This window comes from Micromonospora sp. NPDC051227 (assembly GCF_044455385.1).
Classification (GTDB): Bacteria; Actinomycetota; Actinomycetes; order Mycobacteriales; family Micromonosporaceae; genus Micromonospora.
The window spans coordinates 375,772-388,174 of record NZ_JBITET010000003.1; the positions used below are offsets into that span (position 1 = coordinate 375,772).

Sequence of the window (12,403 nt, forward strand, 5' to 3'; positions counted from 1 at the left end):
GAACGGTAACAACCCCGCGCACCTGGAGAAACACATCATTGTCTGGTGATACGGCAGCTACGGAGCGTCCCGGTGGGGCGCCGGTGGGGGCGCAGAACGGGTCGGGCCGACCCCGCCTGCGAGGCGGGATCGGCCCGGGTGCGACGGATCAGGCGGCGGTTACGGAGAGGGTGTTGGTTTCGGTGGCGCGGTCCACCTTCACCGTTTCGCCGTCGCGGATCTGGCCGGACAGGAGGGCCTTCGCCAGTTGGTCTCCGATTGCGGTCTGGACCAGGCGACGGAGCGGTCGCGCACCGTAGATCGGGTCGTAGCCGTGCTCGGCCAGCCACTGACGGGCGGACTCGGCGACGTCCAGTGCCAGTCGGCGGTCCGCAAGACGGTTTCGCATCCGGTCCAGCTGGATGTCGACGATGGAGCGCAGGTCGTCCCCGCGCAGCGAGGCGAAGACCACGATGTCGTCCAGCCGGTTGAGGAACTCCGGCTTGAAGTGCGACCGGACCACGGCCAGCACACCCTCCCGGCGCTGCTCGTCGGCGAGCGTCAGGTCGCTGATCACCGACGACCCGAGGTTGGACGTGAGGATCAGGATCGCGTTGCGGAAGTCCACAGTGCGGCCCTGGCCGTCGGTGAGCCGGCCGTCGTCGAGCACCTGGAGCAGCACGTCGAAGACGTCCGGGTGGGCCTTCTCCACCTCGTCCAGCAGCACCACCGAGTACGGCCGTCGGCGCACCGCCTCGGTGAGCTGACCACCCTCGTTGTAACCGACGTAGCCGGGCGGGGCACCGACCAGGCGAGCGACCGAGTGCTTCTCGCCGTACTCGCTCATGTCGATGCGGACCATGGCCCGCTCGTCGTCGAAGAGGAACTCGGCGAGAGCCTTGGCCAGCTCGGTCTTGCCGACGCCGGTGGGGCCGAGGAAGAGGAAGCTGCCGGTCGGGCGATCCGGGTCGGCGATACCGGCCCGGGCACGGCGTACCGCGTCGGAAACCGCGCCGACCGCTTCGGCCTGGCCGACCACCCGGCCGCCCAGCGACTCCTCCATCCGCAGCAGCTTGGCCGTCTCACCCTCCAGCAGGCGGCCGGCGGGGATGCCGGTCCAGGAGGCGACCACCGCGGCGATGTCGTCCGCGCCGACCTCCTCCTTGAGCATCGCGCCGTCGGCCTGGAGCTGGGCCAGCTCCTCCTCGGCCTGCTTCAGCTCGACCTTCAGGGCGGGAATCCGGCCGTAGCGCAGCTCGGCGGCGCGTTCCAGCTCGCCGTCCCGCTCCGCCCGCTCGGCCTCACCGCCGAGGCGTTCCAACTCCTCCTTGGCGGTGGAGAGCTTGGTGATGTGGCTCTTCTCCGTCTGCCAGCGTTCGGAGAGCACTGTGAGCTGCTCGCGCTTGTCGGCCAACTCCTTGCGGAGCCGCTCCAACCGCTGGGCCGAGGCGGCGTCCGGCTCCTTGGCCAGGGCCATCTCCTCGATCTCCAACCGGCGGACCGCCCGCTCGATCTCGTCCACCTCGACCGGACGGGAGTCGATCTCCATCCGGAGCCGGGACGCGGACTCGTCGACCAGGTCGATCGCCTTGTCCGGCAGGAACCGGTCGGTGATGTAACGGTCGGACAGCGTCGCGGCGGCCACCAGCGCGGCGTCGGTGATCCGTACGCCGTGGTGGACCTCGTAGCGCTCCTTGAGCCCGCGCAGGATGCCGATGGTGTCCTCGATGGTGGGCTCACCGACCAGCACCGGCTGGAAACGGCGCTCCAGCGCCGGGTCCTTCTCGATGTGCTCGCGGTACTCGTCCAACGTGGTGGCGCCCACCATCCGCAGCTCACCACGGGCCAGCATCGGCTTGAGCATGTTGCCGGCGTCCATCGAGCCCTCGCCCTTGCCGGCGCCGACGACGGTGTGCAGCTCGTCGAGGAAGGTGATGACCTGCCCGTTGGAGTTCTTGATCTCCTCCAGGACGGACTTCAGTCGCTCCTCGAACTGGCCGCGGTACTGCGCGCCGGCGACCATCGCGCCGAGGTCCAGCGAGATCAGCTTCTTGTCGCGCAGGGACTCGGGCACGTCGCCGGTGACGATCCGCTGGGCCAGGCCCTCGACGATCGCGGTCTTGCCGACGCCGGGCTCACCGATCAGCACCGGGTTGTTCTTGGTACGCCGCGAGAGCACCTGGATGACCCGACGGATCTCGGAGTCCCGGCCGATGACCGGGTCGATCTTGCCGTCCCGGGCGCTGGCGGTGAGGTCGACGCCGTACTTGGTGAGAGCCTGGTAGGTCTGCTCGGGGTCGGCGGTGGTGACCCGACGGTCCCCACCGCGAACGGTCGGGAAGGCGGCGACCAAAGCCTCCTCGGTTGCACCGGCGGTCTTCAGCGCGCCGGACACCGCTCCGCCCACCCGGGCCAGGCCGGCGAGCAGGTGCTCGGTGGAGGTGTACTCGTCGCCCAGCGGCCGGGCGATCTGCTCGGCGGCGCCGATGGCGTTGACGAACTCCCGAGCCAACGTCGGCTCGGCGATGCTGGAGCCGCGGGCGGCCGGCAGGTTGTCGACCGCGCGCTGGGCGGCCTGGCGCAGCTCGGTCGGGTCGGCCCCGACGGCGCGCAGCAGGCCGGTGGCGGTCGAGCCGTCGGTGTCCAGGAGTGACAGGAGCAGGTGCCACGGCTCCACCGTGGCGTGACCACGCTGGTTGGCCAGCGCGACAGCGCCCGTGATGGTTTCGCGGCTCTTGGTGGTGAGTCTTTCGGTGTTCATGGGCTCCCCCGGATCGGCGTTGTCCATTGGGTTGGACACAACCAGAGTTGAGCGTATTCCGCTCAACCTTAGCGCGTGACGCCCGTCACTCCCGGCGCCGCCACCGCCAGTCGAACTCGCCGGCCGCCGGGGGCGGGCCGGGCAGCGGGTCCGCGTCCGGCACCGACGACAGGCCGGCCAGCAGGACCGCGAGCTGCCGGCGGCGCAGTTGGCGGGTCCGCTCCGGATCGGGTACGCGGACCGCGGCGCACGCCTCCAACAACAACCCCAGATCGTGTACGACAGCGTCGGGGCGGAGCCGCCCGCTGGCGTGGGCCCGATCGAACAGGGCGGTGGCCAACTCACCGGCGCGCATCGCGTCCCGGCCCATCTCCTCGGTCGGGGTGAAGGTGCCGGCCAGGTGGACGGTGAGCGAGTGCACGTCGGCGTCGACCACCCGGGCCAGGAAATCGGTGAACGCGGCCCAGTCGTCCGGCTCGGCGAGGGCGGTCTCGGCCTCCGCGACGTACCGGCGCAGCCCGTCGTGGCAGAGCTGACGCAGCAGGTCCTCCTTGCCCGCGTACCGCCGGTAGAGCGCGCTGATGCCGACGCCGGCGCGTTCGGCGACGGCGGCGATCGGGGCCTTCGGGTCGTCGAGGAAGACGGCGCGGGCGGCTTCGAGGATCACCTCGTCGTTGCGGGCGGCCTGGGCGCGGCGACCGCCCAGCGTCTTGCCGGAAGTCGTTGACATGCCCTCAGCCTAACAGTGGAACGGATCGTTCCGGTCTGATATCGTGATTGCAGAACGAAACATTCCGTTCCGAAGGAGTTCCGGCATGAGCGACACCGCGATCCGCCCGTTCCGCGTCGAGATCCCGCAGACCGCCCTCGACGATTTGGCCGACCGGCTGGGCCGCACCATCTGGCCCGCCCACCTGACCGGCACCGGCGACTCGTACGGGATGAGCACCGACCGGGTGCGCGCCCTCGTCGACCGGTGGCGGGGCGAGTTCGACTGGCGTGCCGTCGAGGCCCGCCTGAACGCTCACCCGCAGTTCGTCACCGAGATCGACGGCGAGCGGATCCACTTCCTGCACGTCCGGTCGTCCCGGCCGGACGCCACAGCCCTGGTGCTCACCCACGGCTGGCCCGGCTCGGTGCTGGAGTACCTCGACGTGATCGCCCCGCTCACCGAGCCGACCGACCCGGACGCGCCGGCCTTCCACGTGGTCGTCCCGTCACTGCCGGGCTTCGGCTTCTCCGGCCCGACCCGCGGCGCCGGCTGGAACCGGTTCCGCATCGCCCGCGCCTGGGCCGAGCTGATGGACCGCCTGGGGTACGCCAGCTACGGCGCAGTCGGCAACGACGCAGGCTCGATGATCGCGCCGGAGCTGGGCCGGGTCGATCCGGAGCGGGTGCTCGGCGTACACGTCACCCAGCTCTTCTCGTTCCCCTCCGGCGACCCGGCCGAGTTCGCCGGGCTCTCCGAGGCCGACCAGGCGGCGCTCGGGCACCTCCAGTGGTTCTACGAGAACAAGTTCTCCTTCAATCAGGTGCACAGTCAGCAGCCGCAGACCCTGGCGTTCGCGCTGGCCGACTCGCCGGTGGGGCTGCTCGCCTGGAACGCCCAGCTCTTCGACGAGAGCCTGGACGCCGACTTCATCCTGGCCAACGTGACGCTCTACTGGTTCACCGGCACGGCCGCCTCGGCGATCCGGCTCTACTGGGAGGACGCGCACGCCGGCGAGCCGCCGACCGAGCCGACCACCGCTCCGACCGCGCTGGCCATGTTCCCCGGCGACTTCCAGTCCATCCGCCGCTTCGCCGAGCGGGACCACGCGAACATCGTCCGGTGGACGGCGTACGAGGCCGACGTCGACGGCCGGGGGAGACGTCGGCGGCCACTACGCAGCCCACCAGGCCACCGAGGTGCTGGTCACCGACATCCGCGAGTTCTTCGCCAGCCTCCGCTGACCCGAATTGACCGGTGCCCGCTCCGCTCGACCGGGGCGGGCACCGACCGCTTGATCCACTCGACTTTCAGAAAGTCGCGGTATCCGCACCGCCAGGACACCGCGACATCTTGAAAACCGAGTCGATCACGGTGGACGGCTCTCTCCTAGGGGCTGTCCGTCCAAGATCTGCGCTCTGTTCACGAAGCGGTAGCCTTGGAGGGTGCGAGTACGTGTCGAGCAGACCGCCTTACCCGGGATCGGGGTACGTCACGATCTGGTGACGGAGTCTGGACGCCGCCTGGGCGTCGTTTCCCACCGCAACGGCCGCCGTGATCTCGTCCTCTACGATCCCGACGACCCCGACGCGTGCCAGGCCGACATTCCGCTGACCGACGACGAGGCCGAAGCTCTGGCCGACATCCTCGGCGCGTCGCTGATGCTCGGCCAGCTCTCCGGGCTCCGCGAGCAGGCCGCCGGTCTGCTCACCGAGCAGATCGCCATCACGGCCGGTTCCCCGTACGTCAACCGGAGGCTCGGCGACACCAAGGCGCGTACCCGCACCAGCGCCTCCATCGTGGCGGTGCTGCGCGAAGGCGAAGTCATCGTCTCGCCACTCCCCTCCTTCCGCTTCGCGGCCGGCGACGTGGTGGTCGTTGTCGGGACCCGTAGGGGTCTCGACGGCGTGTCCGCCATCCTCGCCGACAGTGACCCGGACGGCTGAGGCGGATGCACGATTCCACCACTCTGCTCGTCGAAGTCGGCGCGCTGCTGCTGCTTCTTGGCGTCCTCGGTCGGCTGAGCCGCCGGGTAGGTCTGTCACCAATCCCTCTCTACCTGCTCGCCGGGCTGGCCTTCGGGCACGGCGGGCTACTCCCGCTGGGTGCCAGCGAGGAATTCTTCGCGGTGGGCGCCGAGATCGGCGTCATCCTGCTGCTGGTGATGCTCGGCCTGGAGTACTCGGCCAACGAACTGGTCGGCAACCTCCGGTCGGCGGCCCCGGCAGGGCTGATCGACGGCGTGTTCAACGCGCTGCCCGGCGCGGCCTTCGCCCTGCTGCTCGGCTGGGACTGGGTCGCCGCCCTGGTCCTCGGCGGCATCACCTGGGTCTCCTCCTCCGGCGTGATCGCCAAGGTCCTCGCCGACCTGGGACGGCTCGGTAACCGGGAAACCCCGGTGATCCTCTCGGTCCTCGTGATCGAGGACCTGGCGATGGCGCTCTACCTGCCGCTGGTCACCGCCGTCCTGGCCGGCACCGGCCTGCTCGGTGGCGGCATCGCACTCGCCGTCGCGGTGGGCACGGTGCTGCTCGTGCTGGTGGTCGCCATCCGGTACGGCCACCTCATCTCCTCTGCCCTGTCGGCGAAGGACCCGGAGGCGCTGCTGCTCGGCGTACTCGGTCTGACCCTGCTGATCGCCGGGCTCGCGGCGAAGCTCCAGGTGTCGGCGGCGGTCGGCGCGTTCCTGGTCGGCATCGCGCTCTCCGGCCCGGTGGCGCACCACGCGACCGAGTTGCTCTCGCCGCTGCGGGACCTGTTCGCGGCGGTGTTCTTCGTCTTCTTCGGCCTGGTCACCGACCCACGGGACATCCCGCCGGTGCTGCTGCCGGCGCTCGCGTTGGCAGTGGTCACCATGGCGACGAAGACCCTCACCGGTTACCTCGCCGCCCGCCGGGTCGGCATCGCGGAACCCGGTCGATGGCGGGCCGGCCTGGCACTCGTACCGCGAGGTGAGTTCTCCATCGTCATCGCCGGGCTCGCGGTCGCCGCCGGAAGTGTCGAGCCGCGGTTGGCAGCGCTGGCCGCGACGTACGTTCTGATCACCGTGGTGACCGGGCCGATCCTGGCCCGACTGCCCGACTTCCCGTGGTTCAAGCGGTGGCTGCGCAACCGCGCGGCGGCCCAGCGGCAGGAGCGGATTCCGGTCGCCGACTCACTCCACTGAGCTCCACCTGAACGCCGCGGCTGCGTGGGTCGCACCCTCGCGACGGTGGAAGACGCTGGCCACATCGACCAACTGGTCTTCATCGGGTCGCGCCGCGAAGAGTGCGACGTCCTCGTGCCACAGGGGCATCATCGGCCGCGCTGTCGATGCAATGGACCCGCCCATGCCAACGGTTGCGGAATTGCTCCCGACGGGGACTACCGCAGCACCCGACGGCGGGTTACCGTTTCGCCCCAGCAGCCACGGTCCGCAGGCAGCGTTGCCAGACGCGGGCGAGAGCGGAAGGTTGGCCGGTGAGCGTGCAGGAGTCGACGTTCCACGGCTTCGCCAACCCCGTCGATCCGACTCCGGCGGAGTTGCGAGCTTGGGCGTACAAGCCCGATTCGGTGCCGTTGGCCTCGATGCCACCCGACTGGGACCTGCTGGTCTCCGGCGACCGACTGGTGTTGACGCTCTTCGAGTTAGCCATGGATCCCACCTGCCCGGCCCGACGTTTCGCGCTGCACTGCCTCTACATCTACGCGGCCGACGGCATCCGGACGAACTTCCGCGCCCACCCCAAGCGCCGCTTCCGCAAGCTCGTCGAACAGGCCGAGCGGGACGGCGACGACCTGATGAGGATCTGGGCGCACAACGGCCGGGTGCTACTGGCCCGACCCGAGCTCTTCGTCTATCGGGACTGGTGCGAGGGCGGCCTGGTCCGCGAAAACCGCCGCCTCGGCTGAACTGGATCGACCCGTTCATTGCGTCGATCTTGCACTTTCTGTCCCGACCTATTACACGAAGCTACACATTTCGTCATCCCTAAGTGCAAGATCGCCGCGCCCCGAACGGGCCGGGACCCCCCGTGGGTCCCGGCCCGCACGTCGGTCACCGGTCAGTCCTGCTTGCGTTCCGTCTCGGCTCGGCCCCGTTCGCCGGCACGGTCGCCGTCTTCGGCGAACCGGCCCGCGATGATCCGGTCCCGGTAGGTCCCCTCGGCGACCTTGTCGAACTTCTCGCGGACGGTCTCGGCCAGGTTCTCCAACCGGTCCTCCGTCTGCTGGGCCATCTTCTTCGCCGGCTCCGCCATCGCTCCCCCTCGCCATGCCGGTAGGTCCGGATTAAGCCGATTGGACCCTTATCGACAGGCTAACCGAAGCGGCCCGGACCGCGCCGGGAATCCAGCGCGGTCCGGGCCGAGAAGACAGATCCGGGTGAGCGGCAGGTCAGCGATCGGGCGTGCGGCGGGGGCGCCACACCACCAGGGCGGTGGACGTGCGGTTGGTCGGCACCAGATCCCGGCCCGGGAAGCGGGCCAGCGACTCCAGCTCCGCCACCCGGCGGTACGCGGCGTCCAGCTCCGCCTCCAGCCGAGCCACCCGCTGCTGCGCCTGCTCCAGCAGCCGCTCCAGCCCGATGATCCGCTTGACGCCGGCCAGGTTGATCCCGTCGTCCTGGCTGAGCCGCTGCACCTCGCGCAGCAGCACCACGTCGCGGACGCTGTAGCGGCGCCCGCCACCAGCCGCCCGGCCGGGCTGCACCAGCCCCAGTCGGTCGTACTGGCGCAGGGTCTGTGGGTGCATCCCCGCCATCCGCGCCGCAACCGAGATCATCAGCACCTTGGCCTCGTAGGCAGGGTCGCCCGAACCGAGGAACTCGCCCGACATCCCGCTCACCTCCGCGTCCATTCCACCGGACTAACTGGCTCGACGCACCCGTGCGTCGAGATGTTCCCGGGCCGCCGGCGGGGTCTGCTCGGCGAACGACTCCAGCGCCGTGCGCGCCTCGTCCGACAACCGGGCCGGCACCACCACGTCCAGCGTGACAAGCAGGTCACCGGCCTGCCCGTCGCGGCGGACCACACCCTTGCCCCGGGCCCGCAGCACCCGCCCGCTCGGCGTCCCCGGCGGAACCCGCAGGGTCACCGCGCCGTCGAGCGTGGGCACCTTCAGGTCCGTGCCGAGCACGGCCTCCGCGAAGGTGACCGGCACGGTCAGCGTCAGGTCGTCTCCGGTACGCCCAAACAACTCGTCCGGCCGAACCTTGACGTGCACGAAGAGGTCGCCGGCCGGGCCGCCGCGCTCGCCCGGCTCGCCGCGCCCGGCCAGCCGGATGCGTTGACCGTCGGCCACACCGGCCGGGAAGCGCACGTTCATGGTGCGGGTCTTGGTGACACCGCCGCTGCCGTGGCACTCCGGGCACTTCTCCTCGACCACGGTGCCGACGCCCTGGCAGTTGCGGCACGGCTCGGAGAAGCTGAACGACCCCTGGTTGCGGGTGGTCACGCCGGCACCATGACAGACCGGGCAGGTACTCGGCTGGGTGCCGGGCTTGGCCCCGTTGCCGTGGCAGGTGTCACAGACTCCGGGCGCGCGCAGCGTCAGGGGCAGCGTCACTCCACGCACCGCGTCGCCGAAGTCCAGCGCCACCTCGGTCTCGACGTCCCGGCCACGGGCCGGACCGCGTGGTGCGGCCTGCCCACCGGCCTGACCGCCGCTGAAGATCGAGCTGAACAGGTCCTGGAAGCCGGCGCCGCCGAAGCGACGATCGCCGCCCCCGCCGCCGCCGAACATGTCGGAGACGTCGAACGGCATGCCGCCCGGCTGACCCCCACCCCGGGCGTTGCGACGGAACGCGCCCGAGCCGAAGAGCGAACGCATCTCGTCGTACTCGCGACGGCGGCCGCTGTCCGACAGCACGTTGTACGCCTCGGACGCGGCTTTGAACCGCTCCTCGGCCTTCAGGTCGCCCGGGTTGTGGTCCGGGTGCGACTCCCGGGCCACCTTGCGGTACGCCTTCTTGATGTCATCCGCGGAGGCGGCCTTGTCCACGCCGAGCACGGCGTAGAAGTCCTTCTCGATCCAGTCCTTCGAACTCACCGGTCCACCTCCTTCCGACCCTGGTGGCCCGGCCGTCCCGCCCACCGCTGAGCGGTGGGCGGGACGGCCCGGTCACTGTCTGGCACTATTCCGGATCCGCGACCGCGACCAGCGCGGGGCGCAGCAGCCGCTCACCGAGCTGGTAGCCGCGTCGCATGACCTGTACGCAGGTCGGCTCGCTGACGTCGGCCGAGGTCTGGTGCGCGACCGCCTCGTGCCGGGTCGGATCGAACGGGTCGCCCTGCTCGCCGAAGGCGTTCAGGCCGAACTTGCCCAGCGCGGTGGTGAGTTGTTCCGCCACCGTGCCGAACGGCCCGACCAGGTCGCCGTGTTCCCGGGCCCGGTCCAGGTCGTCCAGGATCGGCAGCAGCGCGGCCAGTATCGAGCCGGTCGCCTGCTCCTGTACGAGGCTGCGGTCTCGGTCGACCCGCTTGCGGTAGTTGGCGTACTCCGCCGACACCCGCTGCAGATCCCTGGTCCGCTCGTCGAGCTCGGCCCGGAGCGCCTCCAACTCGGCGCCGAGCGAGGTGCCCGCGCCGCCGCCGTCCACCGGCTGCGCCGGGGCGTCCACCACCGGCGGACCGGACGGCTCCGGCCCGTCGGTGGAGTTGACCTCGACCTCGATCTCGTCGACCACGACCTCGGCGTCCTCGACCAGGCCCTCGGCCGGCACACCGGTCTCCGCGTCGGTGGCGGTCCCCTCCGGCTCGGCGGTGTCGACGAGCTTGCGGTTGTTGCGGATGACGACCCGCTCCCCGTCGCCGGTCGGCTCCGTGGTCGCGGAGCCACCCGGCGTCGACCCGGTGTCGCCCGGGTCGGCGGCTCGTGGCTTCTGCGTCATGCGGCTACCTCATCCCCTTCGCGGTGGAAACGTGTCGGAGGCCGACGGTCACTTCTTGCCGTCCTCGTCCACGATTTCCGCGTCGACCACGTCGTCGGCGCCGCCGGCCTGCGCGCCGGTCGCACCGGTCGCACCGGTCGCACCCGGGCCGGGCTCGCCACCCGGCTGCTGACCCTGCTCGGCCTGAGACGAGTAGAGCAGCGAACCGGCCTGCTGGGAGACCTGAGCGAGCTTCTCGTGCGCCGACTTGATCTTCTCGATGTCCTGACCGCCGAGGGCGCCACGCAGCTCACCGAGCGCCTCGTTGAGCTGCTCGCGGTTCTCGCTGGGCAGCTTGTCGCCGCTCTCGGCGAGGAACTTCTCGGTCTGCCACTGGAGCGCCTCGGCCACGTTGCGGGTCTCGGCGTCGTCGCGGCGGCGCTTGTCCTCCTCCGCGTGCTCCTCGGCGTCCCGGCGCATCCGCTCGATGTCGTCCTTCGGCAGCGAGGAGCCGCCGGTGATCGTCATCTTCTGTTCCTTGCCGGTGCCCAGGTCCTTGGCGTGCACGTTGACGATGCCGTTGGCGTCGATGTCGAAGGCGACCTCGATCTGCGGCACACCACGCGGCGCCGGCGGGAGGCCGGTCAGCTCGAAGGTGCCGAGCTTCTTGTTGTACGCCGCGATCTCCCGCTCACCCTGGAACACCTGGATCAGCACCGACGGCTGGTTGTCGTCCGCCGTGGTGAAGACCTCGGAACGCTTGGTCGGGATGGTGGTGTTGCGCTCGATCAGCTTGGTGAAGATGCCGCCCTTGGTCTCGATGCCCAGGCTCAGCGGGGTCACGTCGAGCAGCAGGACGTCCTTGACCTCACCCTTGAGCACACCGGCCTGGAGGGCGGCGCCGACGGCGACCACCTCGTCCGGGTTGACGCCCTTGTTGGGGTCGCGACCGGTGAGCTGCTTGACCAGGTCGGTCACGGCGGGCATCCGGGTCGAACCGCCGACCAGGATCACGTGCTCGACGTCGGAGATCTTGATCCCGGCGTCCTTCACTGCCTGCTCGAACGGGCCCTTGCACCGGTCCAGCAGGTCCTGCGTCATCCGCTGGAACTCGGCGCGGCTGAGCGTCACGTCGAGGTGCAGCGGGCCGGCCGCGCCGGCGGTGATGTACGGCAGGTTGATGTTGGTGGTGGTGGCGGCGGACAGCTCGATCTTGGCCTTCTCGGCGGCCTCGCGGAGCCGCTGGAGGGCCATCTTGTCCTGGCTGAGATCGATGCCGTGCTCACCACGGAACGTCTTGACCAGGTGGTCGATGATCCGCTGGTCCCAGTCGTCGCCACCGAGCTGGTTGTCACCGCTGGTGGACTTGACCTCGACGACGCCCTCGGCAAGCTCCAGCAGCGACACGTCGAAGGTGCCACCGCCGAGGTCGAAGACCAGGACGGTCTGCTCCTTGGAGCCCTTGTCCAGCCCGTACGCCAGGGCGGCCGCGGTCGGCTCGTTGACGATCCGCAGCACGTTGAAGCCGGCGATCTCACCGGCCTCCTTCGTGGCCTGGCGCTGGCTGTCGTTGAAGTAGGCCGGAACGGTGATCACCGCGTCGGTGATCTGCTCTCCCAGGTACGCCTCCGCGTCCCGCTTGAGCTTCATCAGCGTCCGGGCCGAGATCTCCTGCGGGGTGTACTTCTTGCCGTCGATGTCGACGGACCAGTTCGTGCCGACCTCGCGCTTGACCGAACGGATCGTCCGATCCGGGTTGGTAACCGCTTGGCGCTTGGCGACCTCACCGACGAGCACCTCGCCGTTGCGGGCGAACGCGACGATCGAAGGAGTCGTCCGCGACCCCTCAGCGTTGGCGATGACGGTGGGCTCACCGCCCTCGAGAACGCTGACGCAGGAGTTCGTCGTGCCGAGGTCGATACCGACCGCACGTGCCATCTTCGCTTCCTCGCTTCGTAAGGTTGTGCAGGTGACGGGCGTCGCCCGTGGGCTGCTGGCGAGCACCGCCCGCAGCGGGCCCCACCACAAGTTGAGTGAACTTGACTCAATAGTGCCACGCGTTGGCCAATCGTCAAGTTGACTTGAGTCAACCCGACGCAACCCAGCC

Annotated in this window: 11 protein-coding genes; 4 read left to right on the forward strand and 7 right to left on the reverse strand. The window is 70.0% G+C overall.

Annotated elements, in window-relative coordinates:
* Positions 1-148: 148 nt before the first annotated feature.
* Entirely contained in the window at positions 149-2,740 is a 2,592-nt protein-coding gene (gene clpB / locus ACIA47_RS09760) for an ATP-dependent chaperone ClpB (protein ID WP_396706895.1), read from the reverse strand.
* Between the two features lie 85 nt (positions 2,741-2,825).
* The gene (locus tag ACIA47_RS09765; RefSeq protein ID WP_396706897.1) at positions 2,826-3,470 is read right to left on the reverse strand and encodes a TetR/AcrR family transcriptional regulator; all 645 of its coding nucleotides are present in this window, start codon (positions 3,468-3,470) and stop codon (positions 2,826-2,828) included.
* Positions 3,471-3,555: 85 nt separating this feature from the next.
* On the opposite strand from ACIA47_RS09765, the gene ACIA47_RS09770 reads away from it, so the two are divergent.
* From ACIA47_RS09770 to ACIA47_RS09785, 4 genes are all read left to right on the forward strand, one after another.
* Entirely contained in the window at positions 3,556-4,806 is a 1,251-nt protein-coding gene (locus tag ACIA47_RS09770) for an epoxide hydrolase family protein (RefSeq protein ID WP_396706899.1), read from the forward strand.
* A gap of 88 nt (positions 4,807-4,894) precedes the next feature.
* Entirely contained in the window at positions 4,895-5,395 is a 501-nt protein-coding gene (locus ACIA47_RS09775) for a cation:proton antiporter regulatory subunit (protein WP_203122910.1), read from the forward strand.
* Positions 5,396-5,400: 5 nt separating this feature from the next.
* On the forward strand, positions 5,401-6,615 hold the full coding sequence (locus tag ACIA47_RS09780; protein ID WP_203122909.1) for a cation:proton antiporter: 1,215 nt from the start codon (positions 5,401-5,403) through the stop codon (positions 6,613-6,615).
* Between the two features lie 293 nt (positions 6,616-6,908).
* A complete protein-coding gene (locus ACIA47_RS09785; RefSeq protein ID WP_196920473.1) occupies positions 6,909-7,340 on the forward strand; it encodes a hypothetical protein in 432 nt (143 codons plus the stop codon).
* A gap of 152 nt (positions 7,341-7,492) precedes the next feature.
* Here the strand turns inward: ACIA47_RS09785 and ACIA47_RS09790 are convergent, their stop codons facing one another.
* The 5 genes from ACIA47_RS09790 to dnaK form a co-directional block, all read right to left on the reverse strand.
* Positions 7,493-7,687, reverse strand: a complete 195-nt coding sequence (locus ACIA47_RS09790) for a hypothetical protein (RefSeq protein WP_203122908.1) — start codon at positions 7,685-7,687, stop codon at positions 7,493-7,495.
* A 136-nt stretch (positions 7,688-7,823) separates the two neighbouring features.
* Positions 7,824-8,264, reverse strand: a complete 441-nt coding sequence (locus ACIA47_RS09795; RefSeq protein ID WP_030332087.1) for a heat shock protein transcriptional repressor HspR — start codon at positions 8,262-8,264, stop codon at positions 7,824-7,826.
* Between the two features lie 30 nt (positions 8,265-8,294).
* Complete coding sequence (gene dnaJ / locus ACIA47_RS09800; protein ID WP_203122907.1) at positions 8,295-9,476, reverse strand: molecular chaperone DnaJ; 1,182 nt, start codon at positions 9,474-9,476, stop codon at positions 8,295-8,297.
* Positions 9,477-9,561: 85 nt separating this feature from the next.
* Complete coding sequence (gene grpE / locus ACIA47_RS09805; protein WP_203122906.1) at positions 9,562-10,317, reverse strand: nucleotide exchange factor GrpE; 756 nt, start codon at positions 10,315-10,317, stop codon at positions 9,562-9,564.
* Between the two features lie 48 nt (positions 10,318-10,365).
* Complete coding sequence (gene dnaK / locus ACIA47_RS09810) at positions 10,366-12,234, reverse strand: molecular chaperone DnaK (protein ID WP_396706902.1); 1,869 nt, start codon at positions 12,232-12,234, stop codon at positions 10,366-10,368.
* Positions 12,235-12,403: the final 169 nt, after the last annotated feature.